The sequence below is a fragment of the Nitrosomonas marina genome (assembly GCF_900110145.1).
GTDB lineage: Bacteria > Pseudomonadota > Gammaproteobacteria > Burkholderiales > Nitrosomonadaceae > Nitrosomonas > Nitrosomonas marina.
Map to the genome: position 1 here is coordinate 156797 of NZ_FOCP01000006.1, position 20665 is coordinate 177461.

General features: G+C 47.2%; 21 protein-coding genes. 9 read left to right on the top strand and 12 right to left on the bottom strand.

The features are described 5' to 3' along the window. Positions 1-546: 546 nt before the first annotated feature. Both BMX44_RS06175 and BMX44_RS16775 read right to left on the bottom strand, forming a co-directional pair. Positions 547-1866: an ammonium transporter gene (locus BMX44_RS06175; protein ID WP_090629618.1), complete on the bottom strand. Its 1320-nt coding sequence runs from the start codon at positions 1864-1866 to the stop codon at positions 547-549. A gap of 272 nt (positions 1867-2138) precedes the next feature. Further along, a complete protein-coding gene (locus BMX44_RS16775) occupies positions 2139-2312 on the bottom strand; it encodes a hypothetical protein (protein ID WP_177167691.1) in 174 nt (57 codons plus the stop codon). Between the two features lie 94 nt (positions 2313-2406). Here BMX44_RS16775 and BMX44_RS06180 point away from each other — a divergent pair, with 94 nt between their 5' ends. Both BMX44_RS06180 and BMX44_RS16780 read left to right on the top strand, forming a co-directional pair. Further along, positions 2407-3144 (top strand): UPF0149 family protein, encoded by a 738-nt coding sequence (locus tag BMX44_RS06180; protein WP_245738849.1) that lies wholly within the window; start codon positions 2407-2409, stop codon positions 3142-3144. Between the two features lie 229 nt (positions 3145-3373). Further along, complete coding sequence (locus BMX44_RS16780; RefSeq protein WP_177167692.1) at positions 3374-3526, top strand: hypothetical protein; 153 nt, start codon at positions 3374-3376, stop codon at positions 3524-3526. Between the two features lie 18 nt (positions 3527-3544). On the opposite strand, the gene BMX44_RS06185 is transcribed toward BMX44_RS16780, so the two are convergent. The 3 genes from BMX44_RS06185 to hisI all read right to left on the bottom strand — a co-directional run bounded on the left by BMX44_RS06185 (position 3545) and on the right by hisI (position 9048). Beyond that, positions 3545-6622, bottom strand: a complete 3078-nt coding sequence (locus BMX44_RS06185; RefSeq protein WP_218143925.1) for an eCIS core domain-containing protein — start codon at positions 6620-6622, stop codon at positions 3545-3547. 611 nt (positions 6623-7233) lie between these two features. Beyond that, complete coding sequence (locus tag BMX44_RS06190) at positions 7234-8337, bottom strand: CobW family GTP-binding protein (RefSeq protein ID WP_090629627.1); 1104 nt, start codon at positions 8335-8337, stop codon at positions 7234-7236. A 210-nt stretch (positions 8338-8547) separates the two neighbouring features. Beyond that, positions 8548-9048 (bottom strand): phosphoribosyl-AMP cyclohydrolase, encoded by a 501-nt coding sequence (gene hisI / locus BMX44_RS06195; protein WP_090629631.1) that lies wholly within the window; start codon positions 9046-9048, stop codon positions 8548-8550. 134 nt (positions 9049-9182) lie between these two features. On the opposite strand from hisI, the gene BMX44_RS16525 reads away from it, so the two are divergent. Then, complete coding sequence (locus BMX44_RS16525) at positions 9183-9443, top strand: hypothetical protein (protein ID WP_143056897.1); 261 nt, start codon at positions 9183-9185, stop codon at positions 9441-9443. 26 nt (positions 9444-9469) lie between these two features. Here the strand turns inward: BMX44_RS16525 and thrS are convergent, their stop codons facing one another. The 5 genes from thrS to BMX44_RS06225 are packed head-to-tail and all read right to left on the bottom strand — an operon-like array spanning position 9470 to position 14920. Then, complete coding sequence (thrS, locus tag BMX44_RS06205; RefSeq protein ID WP_090629641.1) at positions 9470-11494, bottom strand: threonine--tRNA ligase; 2025 nt, start codon at positions 11492-11494, stop codon at positions 9470-9472. Further along, positions 11494-12138, bottom strand: a complete 645-nt coding sequence (locus BMX44_RS06210; RefSeq protein WP_090629645.1) for a 6-pyruvoyl trahydropterin synthase family protein — start codon at positions 12136-12138, stop codon at positions 11494-11496. The genes thrS and BMX44_RS06210 overlap by 1 nt, the downstream gene beginning before the upstream one ends. A gap of 2 nt (positions 12139-12140) precedes the next feature. Then, positions 12141-12386, bottom strand: a complete 246-nt coding sequence (yidD, locus tag BMX44_RS06215; RefSeq protein ID WP_245738850.1) for a membrane protein insertion efficiency factor YidD — start codon at positions 12384-12386, stop codon at positions 12141-12143. Continuing rightward, positions 12383-13792 (bottom strand): cysteine--tRNA ligase, encoded by a 1410-nt coding sequence (cysS, locus tag BMX44_RS06220; protein WP_090629649.1) that lies wholly within the window; start codon positions 13790-13792, stop codon positions 12383-12385. The genes yidD and cysS overlap by 4 nt, the downstream gene beginning before the upstream one ends. Before the next feature lie 12 nt (positions 13793-13804). Next, positions 13805-14920, bottom strand: coding sequence for a CobW family GTP-binding protein (locus tag BMX44_RS06225; protein WP_090629758.1), 1116 nt, complete (start codon positions 14918-14920; stop codon positions 13805-13807). Between the two features lie 206 nt (positions 14921-15126). Here BMX44_RS06225 and BMX44_RS06230 point away from each other — a divergent pair, with 206 nt between their 5' ends. From BMX44_RS06230 to BMX44_RS06245, 4 genes are all read left to right on the top strand, one after another. Next, positions 15127-16032: an all3515 family Zur-repressed PEP-CTERM protein gene (locus BMX44_RS06230; RefSeq protein ID WP_090629654.1), complete on the top strand. Its 906-nt coding sequence runs from the start codon at positions 15127-15129 to the stop codon at positions 16030-16032. A gap of 1 nt (position 16033) precedes the next feature. Further along, positions 16034-16243 (top strand): hypothetical protein, encoded by a 210-nt coding sequence (locus BMX44_RS06235; protein ID WP_218143926.1) that lies wholly within the window; start codon positions 16034-16036, stop codon positions 16241-16243. 238 nt (positions 16244-16481) lie between these two features. Beyond that, positions 16482-16658, top strand: a complete 177-nt coding sequence (locus BMX44_RS17470) for a hypothetical protein (RefSeq protein ID WP_342708025.1) — start codon at positions 16482-16484, stop codon at positions 16656-16658. A 130-nt stretch (positions 16659-16788) separates the two neighbouring features. Beyond that, complete coding sequence (locus BMX44_RS06245; protein ID WP_090629667.1) at positions 16789-17367, top strand: DUF2796 domain-containing protein; 579 nt, start codon at positions 16789-16791, stop codon at positions 17365-17367. A gap of 162 nt (positions 17368-17529) precedes the next feature. On the opposite strand, the gene BMX44_RS06250 is transcribed toward BMX44_RS06245, so the two are convergent. After that, the gene (locus BMX44_RS06250; protein WP_245738851.1) at positions 17530-18171 is read right to left on the bottom strand and encodes a DUF3299 domain-containing protein; all 642 of its coding nucleotides are present in this window, start codon (positions 18169-18171) and stop codon (positions 17530-17532) included. A gap of 180 nt (positions 18172-18351) precedes the next feature. Between BMX44_RS06250 and BMX44_RS06255 the strand changes: the two genes are divergently transcribed. Together BMX44_RS06255 and BMX44_RS06260 are read left to right on the top strand one after the other, a co-directional pair. Next, positions 18352-19047 carry an ABC transporter ATP-binding protein gene (locus BMX44_RS06255; protein ID WP_090629671.1) on the top strand — a complete coding sequence of 232 codons (696 nt, stop codon included), beginning with the start codon at positions 18352-18354 and terminating at the stop codon, positions 19045-19047. Further along, positions 19037-20293, top strand: a complete 1257-nt coding sequence (locus tag BMX44_RS06260) for an ABC transporter permease (RefSeq protein WP_090629675.1) — start codon at positions 19037-19039, stop codon at positions 20291-20293. Before BMX44_RS06255 ends, BMX44_RS06260 begins: the two co-directional genes overlap by 11 nt. A gap of 104 nt (positions 20294-20397) precedes the next feature. On the opposite strand, the gene BMX44_RS06265 is transcribed toward BMX44_RS06260, so the two are convergent. Continuing rightward, positions 20398-20592 (bottom strand): hypothetical protein, encoded by a 195-nt coding sequence (locus BMX44_RS06265; protein WP_090629679.1) that lies wholly within the window; start codon positions 20590-20592, stop codon positions 20398-20400. Positions 20593-20665 lie beyond the last annotated feature (73 nt).

Genomic DNA, 20665 nt, shown 5'->3' on the forward strand with positions numbered 1-20665 from the left:
TGCTAAAGCATAAGATTTACAACGACTGGATTTCATGCAGGGCAACAGAATGATTCCATGCGACAGATCAATCATTCCAGGGTGGTTTGCGGAAATATGCTAATTTCATTACGGTCACGCAATCGATCAAAAAAATACCAAGCCGACAAAAAAAGCACCCCGGTCAATTGAGGTGCTTTCAGGAAAGAAATATCTAGCAGACGATTAGGGAGAGAAGGAGCCTGCAGGATAACATTCTACAGATTGGGGTAAAAAATGATCGTTCAATCAATCAGTGATTGATGTCTTATTTCAATTGATAGCATCAGGCATGACACTGATCTATTGCTGTTCCATACTGAACTGATGCAATTCCTTTGATTTGGTCGGCCCTGAGGGCCGACCAGCAAACCTGCACACATCAGACTAGCACATTGGTTTTGCTGTTTATACAATATAACAGCACAGACCAGATGCGCATATGTTCTTAACCAAAATTTGCGTATATTTGGCCAAATCAGTCTGACCTCACCGCGCCCGTGCAAAAATATTGTAATTTTTTCTGCACTAGCCTTGAGGTGCAGGCTTGTCTGGTTCAGTCCTAAACTCAGACAAACCTGCTTGTGCCGTAGATTGTTGCGTTGTTGATTGATTTTCCAGGGCTTCGATACGTGCCTGTAATTTGGCAACTACGGCTTCAGCTTCGGCTTCCGGGCCCTCGGTATGGGTAAACTCAACACTGTCTTCGTAAGGTTCACGTGTAGTACCTGTCAACTTGACTAACATGCCTGCGATGAGTCCACCAGCTATAGCGATCAGCAGAGTTATTCCAATACCGGCAAGTTGAGCTGTTGCAACACTCGGCGGGATGATAAGAAATGCGCTGAACCCACCTAATAACCCAGGCATACCATGCAGATTATGAACCCCACAGGTATCATACAACTTGAATTTTGTTTCAAGTGCTGGCAGCAGATACCGGTAGCCGAGAACAGAAATGGTGCCAGCAAGCAGACCGATAGCAAAAGCGCCTGCAGGGTTTGCAACATCACAAATTGAACCAATGGCAACACCACCTGCCAGAGCCGCATTTGCCATATCAACCATTGATGTTTTACCTTTGTTGACCATGGTACTCACAAAATAGGTCGCGATCGTTGCGCCACTGAGCGCAAGCAGTGTGTTTACAACAGTCTGCGGCATTTGCTCGAGAGGAACAAGGGCAGTAGCAAAACTCGGCCAGAAGAGCCACAAAACAACTGATCCCAGCATAGCATAACGGTCAGAAGTCGGATCCGACTCAACTGGTTGACTGCGTTGATATGCAGTAGTCAGTACAATAGACATGGCCATCCCAAAATAGGCGCCAAAAGCATGGATTACGATCGATCCAGCTGTATCCTGGAATCCTGTCGTAATTCCCAATGCATCGTCCAGAACAATCCATTCATTCAATAAATACAGGGGCACAACCAACAGCGCCAGCAATGCATATTGAAATACCCGCAGGCGTCCAAGTACCGCACCCATAGCGATTAACGCAGTAGCTGCTGCCAATTCCGCAAATAGTAATGCGTCCAGCGTATGCGGCTCAAGCGCATGTCCAAAAATTCCGTTGGCGCGAAGTAAAATATAGAGTGGCAAACTGACCGCAACAACCAGATAAGTACCGGTTATCGCGCCAAACCCATATCTTCGAATGAATACCATGAGAAAACCAAAACCGATCAGCAGCATCGCCAGAATATGAATGATATAGTTGTATTGTGCGACTACCTGCGCGTCACTGACATCAGGTGCCAGTTCAACGGCACCGGCCAGGCCACTGAAACAAAGGGAAAACAAACTTGCTATACTAAACAGTATTAAACGTAAGTCCTTGTTCATTTGATTGTTCCTTATTTTATTAGTAAATGGGTTGCCCCGCTCGCTAGTTTGAATCTTAATAACCATAAATACAATAGTGATATATCAGAAATAATGAACTTTTAATGACTTGCCGCCAGCGGTGTCGCAACTGCGTAGTCCGCACACAGTTTCAGCCAATCGACATTGACACGGTATTTGGGAATACACACCATATTAGTCATCCATCATTGAGAATGAACAGCATCTCGTAACAGCAGTCTTGTTCATCCGGTGCTTCGAACATGGAATGCCTATTCATTGCAGCGGGTTTCAGCTACACGATCAATCATGCTGCCGTCCTCTTCCATTACAATCGCGCAGTCATGCCGGTTATAACTGCGGGGTTCGCCCATCAAGTATCTGTACAAACCGAATTCAACCGGATTACGTATATCTGGATTGTGATGACCTAGAGCCCTGGTCAAATGGTGGGCAAGTGATTGACTAGCTGAATGATTGCTTTAATTCGCTTCCGACAATCAGTAGAATGATTGCCTTTAAATCACTATATTTTTGACTGTGGCCACTCTATCAAAGTATGCATCTCCATTCACACCACTATCTCAGGACGAACTGGATGAGCTTGATAATTTTCTGATGTCCGATCAAACATCGGATGAAACTATGGGAGTAACCTCATTAGATGGGTATTTGACCGCTATTGCATCTGGCCCGGCAGTTTTAAAACCAAGTGAATGGATGCCGGGTATATGGGGCCCGACTGAAGACGATCGACCTGAATTTGAAACGATGACCCAGGCCGAATATATTACAGAATTAATCATTCGTCACTTTAATGCAATTATTTTCCTGCTGCAGAATGATCCCGATGCAATAGAACCCGTCTTCGACGATCATCGTTATCAATCAATATCTTACATTGACGGAGAAATGTGGGCTTATGGATATATGAACGGTATTGAATTATGCCGCAATCAATGGCAGCCACTTTTTGATGATCAAGACGGTTGGAATGCTCTACGCCCTATTTATCTGTTGGGCGCTGACGATGTTACGCCAGAAGAAGAAGCATTGACCCAAACACCACCGCAACGTGAAAAGTTATCCAAACAGATTCCAGCCAGTATTGTCAGGATATACAGGTTTTGGCGGGCCTATCGTGATGCTGTTGCCGAACGTGCGATAGCCAGAACGTTTCAGAGAAACCATCCTAAAATAGGCCGCAACGATCCGTGCCCATGTGGTAGCGGCATGAAATTCAAAAAATGCTGTGGATCGGCGGCAACATTGCACTAAACCATCACGACCCGGAATCCAAAAGACAATTTTGGCGCGCCAATCTCAAGAATGCCAGCATCTCGGTGGATTGCATGTTTACCTTATAAACGGTACCCAAAGCTTTGACTTGCTGAATAGTCAGTAAGCCACCCGTAAAGTTGCGCATGACATTGCTCTCGGTAACGTTCTTCGCTCCAGTTTACTCAATACCCTGACTGTCGTCGGTATCGCCGTGGTGATTCACCCCATGACCGCGAAACCGGAAGTTTCTAACCGCGACATGCTTGTCATGAGCGTATTGATAATGACGGGGACAGAATCGGACGCCTACTTCGATCCTTTGAAACACGGATATTTACAGCGAGACGACCCGGTATATCGAATGCCCCCTATTGTTTGAGTGCACAAACATTGTGCTTTACAACTTATCCGGGATCTTGCCTACAATCTTGCTACCGAGCCCATTGCGCATGAGGAGGGTTCGAACCTTGACAGCTTCGGCAAGTGTTAACATCATTTCGTAGACACCTGAATTGTGGTTGATGTCGACCTGAATATTATCTCCTTCCCACTCGAACGCGACTTTTGTAATCGTCTCGAGTGATATTTCAGATTGCCGTAATTTCTTGACGCCTAGCTGCGTCGTATATTGCCTTTCAAGCTTCAGATTTTCGGCATCCAGGATGAGCGTATGGCTTCCGCCACCTTCGGTATCGGAAATGGTGGTTTGACGGGAATATTGATTAACATAGTTTTTCAAAGACGCAATAAAACCTGGGGCCTCATTCTTGGGCAGGACGAGCATATAATCGCCTGAGCTTTTATTGATCGTAATTTCGATATTGCCATCATCTTCTTCGTATTCCAAGGTGGCCGTTCGTAATTCTTCAAACGGGATGGTAACAATTCTGGATTGAAAACCTCCGGTTTGCCGGGGTGTGGTATTTTTGATGATCAGTTTATTGGAGTCATGCGCGAGCGCCGTGGTGCCACTTATTCCAGAAGCATTTTTAAATTCCATAGCGGTATTCAGGAGGGCTCGAAATTCCAGGACTGAAGCGACCATCATCTGCCCGGTGCGGGCTTGCGCATAACCGATATGGAATGGCGACATTTTGTCCTGTATGGCTGGATCCGTCATGATTTCCTTGAAAGCGCCCGTGGCATTGCAGACGCCCTTTTTATTCCGGGCTTTTATTCCTTCCTGGTAACCTTCCCGAATCATTTTACCGGTGCCTTTCCCTTTTTTATAATCCGCATTGGTATTCAAGTTGAGCGCATCCTGCCCGTCATTAAGACCCACTTCGAAACCCTGTTCGTATTCCTGGCCCCCAAAAGCCCGCTTGGCCGCTTCCAGAAGATTTTCCACGGAATCTTCCCCAATGATCGTTTTCTGTCCTTGAATATTTTGATAACCGCCTTTGGCATGATGCTCGATTTCAACCACCCATTCGGGACGAATATGCGCCAGAAACAGCTCGCGCGCATGGGCAGCGCTTTCCTTGTATTTGTAATTATAAGGATTGGGTTTATGAGATTGCATTGTGGAATAATCCGGTTGATTCATATCGCTGACACCGCCTTCGGCATAATGATTCAACAAAAGGATATCCTCAGGAACGCGAGCCAGATCGATTTTCAACTTGAAGCCTTCATCTGTCCGGAAATTGCCGCCCGTATTGGCGTAGGTAACGCCCACTTTGGGCGTTGCAGTCAGACTGACGCCGCGCTGTTCAGGCAAACTGCCGTACATCTGGTGTGCGACGGCCACCTGCGTATCGGACATCTGGGTTTGCGTGTTCGGTTGGACAAGCGGAACATTCTCAATCATCTGCGTAGTGAACTTGTGTACACCCGGCTTACGCTCGGCTCCCGCCAGCATATATTGCTGAAAACGGCCTGTCATATGCCCTGCCATGAAAAATTCCATCATTTGATAATAGTTTTTCTCCACATAGGCGTAGCGGCGCGTCATGGCGCCCCGAGAGTCCTTTACATATTCCTTCTGGCTTCCATCGCTGGTCCTCAAATCCTCCAATCCCTTTTTATGATAGACCTGCCGCGGTTGATTCGGTGTCGGCTGATGCTGGACCGACACATAGGCATTACCGCCCTTCCGAAGGTCAGCAATGACTATGTCACCGTTCTGGTGATGGTAGATGATCTCGTTGTTGTGCAGGGATAATTGATTTTTTTTGAATGCGGTGGATACTTTCAGTAAATCCTCCTCGTCAGGAATCTGATCGGTGAGGCTGTCAAAATAGACCTGGGTAAGGCCTCCGCTTTTTGGGTTTAGCTGGATGTCCTGCTGAAGCTGCGTATCCGCGAGATTCTTCTGCGCTCTCAAATTCCCGGTTTGTTGATTGAGCGCAACAATCTGATGATCGCGCATTATTCGCCCGATAGCCTGACCGATCAGCTTATTTTGATCAGGAACCTGTGGTGCATTTCCTAGATTTTCGAGGCGATACTGACCGCCAAAAATCCCCATACTTTCGTTATCGTGAAACAGCTGGCTTTTTAAATTATTGATCCGATCAATGTGATTCTGCAACGCTTGGTCGGCTAAATCCTTGGCCTGATATAGCTGAGGCCGGTTGCGGCGGTCGTTTTCCGCTTCCAACCGATTGATGGTTTGTTGATCCCCTTCTTTCATGGCCTTATCGTAGGCAGCCATATCCCGACCTATGCGCTTTTTTTCCGCTTTACGTAACGCACGCGCCTCTTTCCAGGCCGCTTTCAATAAGACAATCCCCTCCTCAATGACCTGTTGGCGCTGTTGGCCGGGCCGTTTCTCAAAAGCAATTTTAGTACCGCCCACACCCTTCAGCTGAATAACGCCAAGACTGCCTGTGAGCTGAACCGGGTTTTTAGACACGCTGCTATTGGCAGAATCCGTCCGCAAGGACAGCTTATCCATGAAATTGGCTTCTCTTACTAGTGCATCGTCTTCATTGGCTTTGGGAGCGTCTTTCATTTGCAACGCCGGCTTCACTCTCCCTTGCTTTTGCTGCACAACGTGCCAGGCTTCGTGCGGTAGATGTTGTTGCTGTCCGGCTGCCAAGTGAATCGTGTTACCTTGTGTAAAAGCGTTCGCATTGCGTTGAACGGGCTTATCCGAATTGTAATGTACCCTGACATCATCCATCGCGCAGCCGGAATAACGCTCAAGGCCCAATTTAAGATTATCGGGCAAACCTGTGTTGCTTACTATTTTCTGTATTGTCGGTTGGACTGCCAAACGATTATCAGCCTCCCCCTGGAACTGGGCAAATTCTTCGGCTCTGCATGTATTATTGGCCATTTTATGAAAAGCTCTCAACTGTATTGCTTGAGGGCTGCAACTCGCCATATCCTGTAATTTTCTGTTCACAACAGCTTCAGGCCGGTTGTCCACAAAATGAGATGCAGACCCGCCGTCGCTTTGTTTTGATGAATCGTTACGCTCAATCGATTTGCTATTGTTGTCCGGCGTTTTGTCGGTATGTGTCTTCATTCCAGCTTTCTCTATATACCTAAAAATCGTCTTGCCTCGGGCATGTGATAACGCTCATATCAACTTCATATTCGACGGAATATTTTATACTGAATATACAGTTAATTCATTGTAATTAGATGCCAACTAATGTTTTCTCTGAACGGCCAATCATTGTCAGGTCATTATACTTAATAATTCAGATTTGATTGATATCGGAGGCATTATTATGCCCGTACACCAACCTGAAACTTAGAAAGAGGTATATAGTTCAAGAAGTAACGTATTGCGTTAAACCCAGATTTCCCATTAGAAAAATTTCTAATGGAAGCCAATAGAATAAATTGTTGAAAATAAAACTATTTTTCTAATTCATGATTGCTTGAGATAAGCATAATTTTATTACAGGGAAATTCATGGGTTTGAGCTTCGATTTGCCGAAAAAGAGATCACTGCATGGGGTGGAATGGGGTTGATGAAACGGGCGCATGATCGGACTGGCTTTATTCAGCACATCAATGGCTGAATTGCGTTATTGGTATCATAGTCAGGCTTGCACCCACCGCGCAGAATAATGTGGCAGTCTTCATTATTGTTACCTTTACGTTAACGCTTCGTACAAGACAGCCTCTTTATTTGCGCTTCGGCATATGCGTGATGGTCTTAAAAATATGCTCGACTGTTTCCGGTTCGATATCGCGGGTGATGAAGACGATTTTTGAACGGCGATCTTCATTTGGCCAGGCGGGTAATGGCATGAGGGGATGGAGTATGTGCTGCACTCCATGTATGGCCATAGGCCGGTCGTTGCCTTCGATGTTCAAGATACCCTTGATACGCAGGATGCTGCTGCCCATGTAAAACAGCAGTTCCAGCAAGGTCGGGTAGATTTGTTCGCTGACTGGTTTATCCGTGGTGAAACAGTATGCACGAACATGATCGTCATGGCGATTGATGTCGTGCACATGATGATCGTGACCATGGGGATCATCTGTGAGTTCATGATCGTGATCATCATGGCCGGGCTCATGGGCAGCACTTGCTGAATAAGCTTCTTCCCGAAGCCAGTGTGTCACATCGGGTATTTTTTCTTCGGTTGAAAATAATCCCAGATTCAACAATTTTTCTGCTTCAATCTGACCATGCGCCACCTGCCAGCATGGAGCAGCCGGGTTGATTTTAGTCAACCGCTGGAGTAAGGCGGTCTTGTCGTGAGGTGCCGCCAGATCAGCCTTGGTCAGAAGCAGGCAGTCTGCTATCGCCGCTTGCTTGATTGCTTCATTATACGTGCTCAGGGTTTTATTTCCAGTAGCCATATCGATAGTTGCCACGATCCCGTCTAACCGGTAGTGTCTGGTTATCTGCGGATCAGTCATCAAAGTATGGATGATGGGTGCAGGATCAGCCAGACCGGTCGTTTCGATCAGAACACGATGAAACTGCCTTTCTCCATTGCGAGAGAAGCGCCAGGTAATGTCTTGCAGTGTCTTAACCAGATCGCTGCGGATCGTGCAGCAGAGGCAGCCGCTGCCCATTTCCATCACCAAATTTTCAGTACTATGTACGACCAGCAGGTGATCTAGTGGGATTTCCCCGAATTCATTGATAATCACCAAGGTGTCCGCCATGGTGGATTGTTGCATGATGTGGTTGAGCAATGTGGTCTTGCCGCTACCTAAATAACCGGTCAGCAATGTTACAGGAATCATCGAAGTGTTAGGGGTAATAGATATCATGGTGAAACGTCTTTGTTGCGTGAAAGCTAGTGCTACTTTAGCACGCTGAACACAACAAATACATTGTTGAACAGAACGAAAGGAATGGCGTTCTTGCTCGTGCAGATTACTCGTTATCTAATCGTGACGCTATTTCAGAGTGTCGTCTTTTGGCTCTCGGATCCCTCGGTGGAGAATGGGGGCAAATGTGTTTCAGGTCGACTGACTATTCTATAATACAGTTGGGTTGGGCACATCGCCATACACGGATTTGGGATCGAATGTTTTGTCCGCTTCTACGAATATGAGGCAAGAATCAGCCTGATATTCATTACCCACAGGCAATCGTCGGTAAAAACATGATCGATATCCCACATGGCAGCTGGCGCCGCTACCTTGAACCCTGACACGTAACCAAACAGCATCCTGATCATCATCAATCAAGAGTTCTTCAACATGTTGCAGGAGTCCGCTGGTCGCACCTTTGCGCCAAAGCACCTGACGAGAACGGCTCCAGTAATGCGCTTCGCCGGTCTCAATAGTCCTGGTCAAGGCTTCAGCATTCATGTACCCCACCATCAGTATCTCGCCTGAGGAAGCATCCTGTGTGACGCACACGATCAGCCCTTGATCGTCAAACTTTGGCGCCAGTTGATAGCCTTCTTCGACTTGTTCGATAGATTCTCGTGGGTAGAAAACGACTTGCGGTGATCCTTTAAATGGTTTTTTCATGGTTTTTTTGCATAAAAATGTTATAAAAATAGTTAAGTAGCATTGCGTGATTCAAGAAATCATATCGGTTTGTCTTTGGGCATGCGACTGCAAACCAGCTCGTCTCGAACGACGACATGGCCGCAAACAACAGTATGAGTCGTCGGCCAGCCGGTGACATGCATGCAATCATAGGGTGTTCAGCCGCACAAACTGGCGATCGAGCGGTAGCTGATTTCACGCTGGGCAGTACATGTAAACCCGTCGCCGCAATGGAGGTCTCTGCCGTCCAACTACCTGCCAAGTCACCCTGCAATGATGCGTCCTGCACTACAGGCAATGTCGATAATTTCTGCGCCATTTGGAGTGAGCACGGTTCCGCCGTGTATGAGCAGATCCGCATGACGGCGTTTTGAGTGTAAGAATGCATCTTTCGGATCTTTCATGGATTCAACTCACGTGTGACAGCCGGGGTGTCATTGCCGTCAATGGTGTTCATGCGTTCAAGCAAGCCAAGCTGGGTAACATCACGCCCGGCCAGATCGGGCGCGCGGGTTTCTTTCACCAGCAGATCGATGGCATCGGTGATGTGCAATACCCCAAGATTCTGACCTTCCCGGGTACGAATGGCAATTTGGCCGGAATTTGCCTCCCTGCTGCCGACCACCAGTAGAAAAGGAATACGAAGCAGCGTATGTTCTCGAATTTTATAACCGATCTTCTGGTTGTTGACATCGACTTCGGCGCGCAGACCACTGCCCTGCAGCGCACGGGTCACGTTTTGCGCGTAATCCGCGACCTGCTCCGTAATAGACAAGACCACCACCTGAAGCGGCGCGAGCCAGGCTGGCAGCTTGCCGGCATGCTGTTCGATCAGGATACCGGCAAAACGCTCCAACGATCCAAATAATGCACGATGCAACATCACTGGATGTTTGCGCTGGCCGGCTTCATCTATGTAGACAATATCAAAACGCTCGGGCAGATTCATGTCAACCTGTAAAGTGCCGCATTGCCAGTCACGTCCAATCGCGTCGCGCAGCACGAATTCCAGTTTTGGTCCATAGAAGGCGCCTTCACCGGGGTTGATCTGGTATTGCAGAGCCATGTCGTTCAGGGATTCAATCAATGCGTTTTCAAGCAGATCCCATGTGACATCGTCACCCATACGATGATCAGGCCGGGTCGAGAGGTTGATGTGCACATTGGTGAAGCCGAATTGACGGTAAATATCGAGCACGAGGGCGACGATTGTCCGGCACTCTTTGTTCATTTGCTGTGGTGTGCAGTAAATATGTGCGTCATCCTGCGTAAAATGACGCAAACGCAGCAAGCCGTGCAGCGCTCCGGAGGGTTCGTAACGGTGTACTTTTCCAAATTCGGCCATTCGAATCGGTAAGTCGCGGTAACTTCTGAGCGCATGCCGATACAGCAGAACGCTGCCCGGGCAATTCATTGGTTTAAGCGCCAATACGCGATCATCTTCGGTCGTTGCGGTAAACATATGATCACGATAGTTGTGCCAGTGACCCGAAGTTTCCCAGAGGCCGCGATCCATAACATCCGGCGTATTGATTTCAACATACCCGGCATCCTGTTGACGGCGTCGCAGGTAGGCAATCAGTTGCTGAAACATCGCCCAGCCGCGTGGATGCCAGAAAACGGCCCCTGGGGCGCTTTCCTGAAAATGAAAAAGATTCTGCTCACGTCCAAGACGACGATGGTCGCGTTTTTCTGCTTCTTCAATACGCTGGAGGTAAGCGTTAAGTGCTTTTTTATCCGCCCATGCCGTGCCATAGATACGTTGCAACTGTTCGTTGCCGGCATTGCCGCGCCAGTATGCACCGGATAGTTTGATGAGTTTAAAATGTTTAAGAAAACGCGTGTTAGGCACATGCGGGCCACGGCACATGTCCACGTATTCCTCATGGAAGTACAGTCCCATCTGTTGTTCGTCCGGCATGTATTCGACCAGCCGCAACTTATACTCCTCGCCGCGCTCACGGAAAATGCGGATTACCTCGTCACGCGGCAGCATCCGTTTGATGACGACATAATTTCTGGCAATCAACTCACGCATGCGCTGCTCGATAGCGGCCAGATCCTCGTGTGTGAAGGAGCGTTCATACGCGATGTCGTAGAAAAACCCTTCGTCGATGACCGGGCCGATCACCATTCTTGCAGTGGGAAACAACTGTTTGACAGCATGCCCGATCAAATGAGCGCAGGAATGGCGAATGATTTCCACGCCTTGCGGATTCTCAGGCGTAATGATCTGTACACTGGCATCACAATCAATAATATCTGAAGCATCGACCAACTGGCCGTTAACAATGCCAGCTACTGTTTTTCCAGTCAGCCCTGCACTGATCGACGCCGATACGTCGAGCACGCTGACAGGCCCTGGATAAGTGCGCGCAGATCCATCCGGCAAGGTAATGGTGACGGAGTTTTTAGCAGCATCCATCACGATTCGGTGCAGGTTTTTGATATGTTTCGAGTCATGAGTATCTTTTTCTCAGGATCGTGATTTCTGGACTGTCGTAGAAAAATCCGATCATATTGTTTGAGGTTTTCAAATAACTCAATGTCCTGCCATGATCGGGTTATTGTCGCCGAGAACGCGATATCGGAAAGCTCAATCAGGCCCATGCGAGGATTGCAGGCATCTTCTCGAAAACACTGGGCATAGCCGGATTCGGTCTCATGGACAATCACCGAATGAAGTTGAACATCGGCTTCACCATTAGCCATTGCTGTATGTCTCAACAGCGTATCAACAAGTCTGAAAAGTATACGGGACAACTGTTCTGCACTGGGTGAAACAGGCAGCAATATCCAGCGTTCCGAATGCTTTCGCATTGTAGCCAGGTAATCGGGATCATCTCCAGACCATAATGAAACTGCATGATCGAAGGCATCGATCAAATCGCGAACATTATTTTTGAGTAATCCGAAGTCATAAACCATTTGACCATTGTCGAGGGCGTGCGCTTCCAGCAGTAATTCAGTTTTATAGGAATGACCATGAATCGAATGAGAGCAGCGACGCGTGCTACATCCGCGCACTCTGTGTGTATTCTCGAATCGGAAAAGCTTGCGAATCAGCATATTTAATTCTTCTGTTTGTGTTTTATCGGTGGAACGGGATCATGGCAGCCCGGATGTCGAAGATGGCAGTGCCCAATTCGACGGATTGCAAACCAGCTTCCCCTTATTGCACCGTGGCTTTGAACAGCCTCCAGTGCATACTGCGAGCAGGAAGGATAAAAGCAGCAGTTGCTGCCGAGCACTGGGCATTGATAAATCCGAATCAGGAAAAGAAGACACCTAACTGACCACTGTTTCATATCAATCATGTTTTAATCTGTCGCCATGTGGTGCCTTGCGGGGTATCGGCAATTAATACGCCGGCTAATTCCAGTTCGGCCCGGATCGCATCGGCGCGTTCGAAATCATGCGCTTTGCGCGCCTGGTTTCGTTCTGCAAGCAATGTTTCTATACGCGCTGCCGGAAGTACCGCCGACTCTTGTTTAAATTGAAGTGCCTGCAACGCTTGCAATGGTTCCTGTTGCAAAAGTCCCAGCAGTCCGGCGGATGCCAGTAATTGACCTTTAGCTATTGCTTTCGCCGCGCCGCTGTCAGCAGTATCCAATACGTTTGCCAACTCATGTAAGCGGGCAATAGCCAGAGGCGTATTGAGATCATTGCATAGTGCATGCAATAGCGTTTCATCCGCTTCGCTTTCGTTGGCGGATTCAATCGACGCCACTTTAGCAAGACTGGTATAGAAACGCGATAATATTCTACGGGCGGTGGCGAGTCGTTGCACACCCCAATCCAGTGGATGGCGATAGCGTGTCGACAGCAAGGCCAGGCGAATTGCTTCGCCGGGGGCTTCGTTCAGCAGGTCGCGTACCAGCAAAATATTACCGAGCGATTTCGACATCTTTTGTCCGTCGACGGTAACGAAGCTATTGTGCACCCACGTGCGGCAATAAAGACGGCCATCATGTGCACAGGTGCCTTGCGCAATTTCATTTTCGTGATGGGGAAATATCAGATCCTGTCCGCCGCCATGAATATCAATAGTGTCGCCGAAGTACCGGCCGATCATCGCCGAGCACTCAATATGCCAGCCTGGGCGACCTCTTCCCCAGGGACTATCCCAGCCTGGCTGATCTGGCGTTGACGGTTTCCAGAGTACAAAATCCAGCGGATCTCTTTTGTAAGGTGCAATTTCGATGCGAGCACCGGCCTGCATGTCTTCTGGTTGACGGCGTGACAACTGCCCATACTGCGGATAAGAAGACACATCAAACAATACATGCTCCTGCGCGACATATGCATGGCCTCGGGTGAGCAGACGCTGTATCAGATCGAGAATATCAGGAATATGATCGGTAACACGTGGTTCGTGATCAGGCGGAAGAACACCCAATGCCTGCATATCATCATGGTACGCATCGATGTAGCGGGATGTGATTGTCTGAATGGGCAGTCCGGTTTCAGCAGCCGCCGCATTGATCTTATCGTCGATATCTGTGAAGTTGCGGGCATACAACACTTTTTGAAAATACCCGCGAAGCAGTCGTGCCAATACATCAAAAACCACCGCAGGTCTCGCATTGCCGATATGCGCATAGTTATAAACCGTGGGGCCGCATACATACATCGTAATACGATTGGGCCGCGCTGTTTCTAAACGTGTTTTGCACCGGGTTAACGTGTTATAGAGCTGAATAGGAGGTGTAGAAATATTCATGCTATGATTGTTTTAACTGCGAGAGGGCGTATTGGAAATGTACTTAAAGATTTGTTCCACTGCTTCACGCTCGACGTCCCGGGTAATGAAGACAATTCTGGAACGCCGGTCTTCTCCAGGCCAGGCTGACAGCGGTGCGGGTGGATGAAATATATGCTGAACACCATGAATAACCATTGGGTAGTCATAGCCCACAATGTTCAGGATACCCTTGACGCGCAGGACGTTACTGCCCACAAAAACCATCAATAAATCCAGCCATGCCAGATAGCTTTCTTTGGTTATCGGTTTGTCTATACTCAGGCAAAAAGCGCGGATATGGTCGTCGTGACGATTGACGTCATGAGGGTGGTCATGAGGATGAGGATGATGGTGCTGTCCGTGCCCATGGTCATGGTCATGGTCATGATGGTGATGAGGCTGGTTTATTAGCCCGCTGTCGGCATTGATTGCATAGGCCTCCTCTTTAAGCCAGCGCGCAACATCAGGGACTTTGCTGTCTGTCGAAAACAAACCCAGATTCAATACATGTTCGGGATCCACCTGGCCATGTGTAACTTGCCAGCGGAGTGCAGATGGATTGATGCTGTCCAGGCGTTTATGCAATCGGCTGTAATTCTCAGTTGCGACCAGGTCGGATTTGGTCAACAGAATGCAATCCGCAACAGCTGCCTGTTTAACTGCTTCGGGATACTGATCGAGCGTGTGCTCTGCGGTTACTCCGTCAATCGTGACGACCACGCCATCCAATCGATAGCGGCTTGCAAGTGTGGGTTCGGTCATCAGTGTATGAATGATCGGCGCCGGGTCTGCCAGTCCCGTGGTTTCGATCAGTACCCGCCGGAACTGGCGCTTGCCCTTACGTGCGAAACGCCATGTAATGTCGCTCAGCGTCTTGACCAGGTCCCCTCTGATTGTACAGCACAGGCATCCGCTGCTCATCTCTGTAATGATGTTTTCCGTGCTTTGCGCTACCAGCAAGTGATCGAGCCCGATTTCACCAAACTCGTTAATAATCACCAGGGCGTCAGCCAGTTCGGGCTGACGTACCAGATGATTCAACACGGTTGTTTTCCCGCTACCCAGGAAGCCAGTCATTAACGTTACAGGAATTAGTGTGTTTATCATTGTTTTAACATCCAATACCGGAGTCGATACGAATGACATTCGATAATCTTCCAGCATGAAGTGATTTCATTATTTTGTAATATTGCCCACTAAAATGATATGTTATATCATAACTTTTTTCAATTCTTTTGAAAAAGAAGGTGCAACGAATATGTACCGATAATTAATGACACTTCCTCATATGAAGAACATTAGGAAATAAAACCATGATAAAAATTGATTCAGAATCGAAGCTACTGTCATTGCGCTGGTGTTGCACTGTTATCGCGATGGGATTCTTGTTATTGTCGTCGGCCAGAATTCATGCGTACACGATAAATACAGAATATTTCATTGGTGTTGATGGTTTATCGACCATCGGCAGCGGAGTTTATGCGGGTTTATCGAATCCTAACGCAGGCCGGTTGACATTTTTGTTTGGACATCCCAATGATGGTCAACCCAGCCTATCGCATTACCATAGCATTGGTGCTTACAGCTACTCCGGTCCACCTGATAACCCATCGATTAATCCGACCAATGTGAATAATCGCTTACCCGAAACATATTCCGGGCAAGCGCCACTACCACTGTCGTCCGGTACCGGTGTTCATTCCGGACGTTTGATCAGCCAGGCACTTCCAGATCTCGAGTACAGCAACCTTCAGATGCAATCAACACAGAGCCTTGATGGTTTTGCAGCAGGCACAACAGAGGATTACTTGTTCCACAGCTCAGGGAATCGCTGGTCTGGCGCATTAGATGGCGCTATGGTCGGATTACAGCTGGTTAGCATCACGAATGGGTTGTATATTGCCAATGAACTGGGCGATACAATTTTGGCATCACTGAATGACGTTTATAACCTTGGCTCGGGCAACAATTTATTATTTACACCTACTTTTTTTACAGCAAGTAATGCGGCTGATGGCATCTACTCTGCATCGTTCAGACTGGTTGATCTGAATGGCAGCTTGCACGAATCCGGTATATTTAATTTTGATTTTCAGGTTTCACGTCAGGTGTCTGAGCCTGTTACATTATTATTATTGTTTGCTGGCCTGGTCGGAATTCTTATCGTTCGCACATTTGGATTTTCATCTTTCTCCAGCTATAACATAAAGGTTAATTAGTATGAGCGCCGAAATACCTGAAACATTTGATGAGTGGCGGTATTGTATTGAACAGGAATGTAAAATCATTTTGACGCGTAAATATATCGAACAGCGGCTGACGATATTAACCGCGTTAGATCATGAGGAAACACAGCGATTTATCCGCCTGTATGGCGATCATCACTGGCAACAGGTGGTGAGCTGGTTTGAGCGGGCGCTCAAATTGTAAAACGCGATGCTACAGAGCGTCTCTAAAATACATCGGTTTAAATAAGATGAGGTGAGAACCAAAAATATTGACATGACATATGTTGATATATATGGAAATATTTTTTGAGAATAATAGTGTATTGTGACGAAACATGGACATTTTGCGATGTCCATCAATGACAATGGTTTTACAGTAATCACATGCTAAAAAAAACTGAAACAGCAAAACGAAAGTTTTTCGCATCACGTGCCTTTCGGTGTGTCTATGTGCGCGAACAATTGGAATTTTTCAAACCTTATTGACGTCAGGAAAAGCACGTTGCTTATCAAAAGCGCGAAGAACACTGGATCACATGCAGGAATTGGATGCTGTACCGGGCTCAAATGACCGTGCAAGTTTAGAAGAAGAATATATGCTGGAATCGAGAGTATGAGGCCGTGAGCAAACAGGAGAGCCGATCGGCATCCCGAGCCTGCTGGTCAGGCCTACGGTTGCATTCTGTTTCGAAGCACAAAAACACCATGAACATTTATGGCAGGTTATATGATGATTGAGGTTTCCGGGTGCCGCAAAAAAAAAGGATCATGCTGAGAAAATCTCTGGCAACCGGGTGGTTATTGCTTTTTATGAGTTATAGTCCGGATAATCATTCCTCGGAGGGATCGTTTTCACATGGTCATGGTGCGCATGTGCATGGTAGCGCTTCCTTGAGGATCGTACTTGATAACAACTTGCTTTTTATCGAATTTGATTCACCTGCGTTTAATCTGGTTGGATTTGAACATGAACCGGCGAATGAAGCGCAGAAATCAGCCTTGCTAACCGTTAAGCAGGCACTGGATTCGGCCGAGCTGCTGTTTCGATTCACGCCGACGCGTTGCAGGCGGGAAAAGTCAGATATTGAAGTTCCTTATATTGCTGAACATTATGAGAATCATCCGCGTTCATATCAGCATGATCATGTAGATATCCATGCGAATTATGTTTTTCAGTGTGCGCGGGCTGAAAAATTAAAAACCATTTCAGTTAATCTTTTCACTTACTTTCCGGGCATTCAGGAAATCCGCGTGCAATGGATTTTTGAAAACAGACAGGGTGTCGCTATATTAACCGCAGACAATCCTGGTTTGAAATTTGACTGACAGCTATTGCGAAAAACTGCTGCAAACCATCAGGTTTGGATGTACGATGCCAGTGCCTGTTTATAAGTACGGCTTTCTAGAGATATACTGCTTGCCTGTGTACATTCTGTGCTTTGTTCGTCATGTCAGCTGGGTGACGTTACAGCTTCTTCGCGCCGCGCGTTAGTCAGTGTATTTTGTAACGCTTGTTACTTCCATTGCATATGCGGCAGTTGCAACGTCATTTTCCGTCAATGTTGTTCTCAACCTGCCTGTCAACCAGACCGGCTCGTGCAACGCCTCCAGTTTTAGTCCTTGTTCAAAAATGCCATAGACGATTTGATTGGGTGGAGGGGGTGGAACATGAATGCACGCTCCAAAAAACGGCACTAGAAAAAATCGGGTAACATTTAACTGCGCATCGAATTCCAGTGGTACGATAAAACCCGGTAGTCTTATATTAAGATTATCAAATTCCGGCATGACTCGCGTAGAGGTAAGTGCCTGCATGTAGCGATCATCGCTGGTCTGATCTATCGCCAGCATTAATTGATTGCTTAACTGGTCATCATCTGAACCGTCTTCTATTTCATCGAGATAATCCGGTGGGTTCATCAATGCATCCAAATCATCCTGCGGCATCAGGTCGATCCATTCGATGGTTCTGTAAAGGTTTTTTTTTGTTTCCTGAGCGCTACCGAGGGATGCGTGTTTACCGGTTCCTTTATCTGGAATTGAATTCGATTCATTTTGAGAGCATCCGATTATCATCGCAGATATGAGGCCGATAAGCAGAATAGTTCTGGATATAAATTCTGGTTTCATAGAAGATCGGATGTGGATGTATTTTTGCATACGCACAAATGTTTCAAAGCAATCATGGAGGTGTTAATAATAAGCCAGCTTTAGCCTGGTAATATGTTATGGTATAACATTCTGGTTTGGTGTTGTGGTTTTAAGAAAGAGATCCCATTGCGCCCAGTTTTTCCGTGTGAATGCCAATAAATGCCGCTTGATGCAATAAAAATCAAAAACCTGTGTTTTTCGTATCCAGGAATATCGCAGACCTTTTGGCTGGAAATACCAGAATGGCGTATCGCTCAAGGTGAACGAATATTTCTCAAAGGCGCGTCCGGTTCGGGAAAATCAACCCTGTTGAATTTGTTGTCTGGTATTCTGGTTGCAACACACGGCACCATAGAAATTCTCGGACAAGATCTATGCGTGCTATCAGCCCGTCAAAGAGATCGTTTTCGAGCGGCACATATTGGTATCGTATTTCAGCAATTCAATCTTGTGCCCTATTTAAGTGTCTACGATAACATCCGTCTGGCTGCTTACTTCGGACGTAAAAAACAGGACGATCTCGACATAACCATAAAACAGCTTTTTACTGTATTGAATCTGGATGACGCACTGATCATGAGAAAAGCCGGCAATCTCAGCGTTGGACAACAGCAGCGTGTGGCAATTGCCCGTGCATTGGTGAACAGACCCGAGATCCTGGTCGTAGATGAACCTACTTCTGCATTAGATAACGATTTGCGCGATGCGTTTATGGATATGCTGTTGGAAATTTGTCGAGTACATGCGAGTACGTTAATTTTTGTCAGTCATGACGCCACGTTGACACGTTTTTTTGACACTATTGTCAACATGTCGGACATTAATCAGGCGGGAGCCAAAACGAATGTTTTTTAATGTGGCCTGGCATAGCTTGCTTAACCGGAAATATGCTGTGTTACTCGCCTTGATTTCAGTCACCATCAGCATCTATGCTCTGTTGGGTGTCGAGCATGTCCGCCATGAAGCAAAAGCAAGTTTTAGCAAAACGATTTCAGGCGTTGATCTCATTGTCGGAGCGCGTACCGGTCAGTTAAATCTATTGTTATATTCGGTCTTTCATATGGGCAGCGCGACGAATAATATTGCATGGGAGAGTTTTCTTGAACTGGAGAACGAACCCAATGTGGCCTGGGTAATTCCGATTTCATTAGGAGATTCTCATCGCGGTTACAGAGTAACCGGCACGACGCAAGACTACTTTAAACATTTTCGGTTTGGTCAGGGTACGACCTTGCAATTCAAGGAGGGCCGTCCTTTTGAACAGCTATTCGACGTTGTGATTGGCGCAGCTGTGGCTGAAAAGCTGGGCTATCGGTTATATGACGAAATTATTCTGGCGCATGGTCTTGGACAGACCAGTTTCAGTCTGCACGACGATTATTCGTTTCGAGTAGTTGGTATTTTGCAGCCTACCGGCACACCCGTCGACCAGGCGCTGTATATCAGCCTGCAAGGTATGGAAGCGATTCACCTGAATTGGAAAGATGGCGTAAAACTACCTGGCAGGAGTGTGACAGCGCAAACGTTGGACAAATTGGACCTGACCCCAAAAAGCATTACCGCCTTAATGATAGGCCTGAAATCGAAAGTAACCATTTTTACTGTGCAACGGCAGATTAATAACTATTCCAAGGAACCGCTGACAGCAATTTTGCCGGGTATCGCACTGGCTGAACTGTGGCAAATGATGGGCGTCATGGAAAATACACTCAGGTTGATTTCAGCTCTGGTATTATTTTCTTCACTGTTAGGATTAAGCACCATGCTGCTCTCTTCTTTGCGTGAAAGGCGGCAGGAAATCGCAGTGATGCGCGCGATAGGCGCGAGCCCGCTTTTTGTGTTTTTGGTCATTCAAACCGAAACTTTATTGATAACTGCGACGGGGATGATTGCAGCCGTTGCTGCGCTGACGGTAAGCATATTATCAGCACAAAAATATCTGCTTGAGAATTATGGGGTTTTCATTGATTCGTTTATTCTCAGCAGCGAAATGATCATTGTGCTGGGGAGTGTTCTGGCAGGTGCGCTGATGCTTGGCCTTATCCCTTCGCTAAGCGCCTACCGGATGTCGCTCCATCATGGACTTGCCGCAAAAGCCTAGCAGATCCGTGAATTTTAGTCTTGTTTTGTCGTATTATGCTACGATGGCCTGAATTCCTGAGGTCAGTACAAATTGTTCCGCTGAAATTACTGAAGCGCTGGTTTTTAATTGTAATGGTTAAAATGAAATGCGATGGAAACGCCGCAGAGCCCTGATCTTCGCTTCACTTCCCGACGCTTCTCCACAGCATCGGCGAGTTGATTCAACACCAGCCCGGTGGTTCCAAAACTGATGCAACCCTCGATATTGCCCTGGCCGCTTACCAGTTCTTCGTCTCCCGTCGCGATTCGTGCCGCCACAGAATGATGTGGCGGCCCTCACTACTCTTGGGTGCAGCGATTATGTGACGGACAATTGTGCGTATTCACAGTT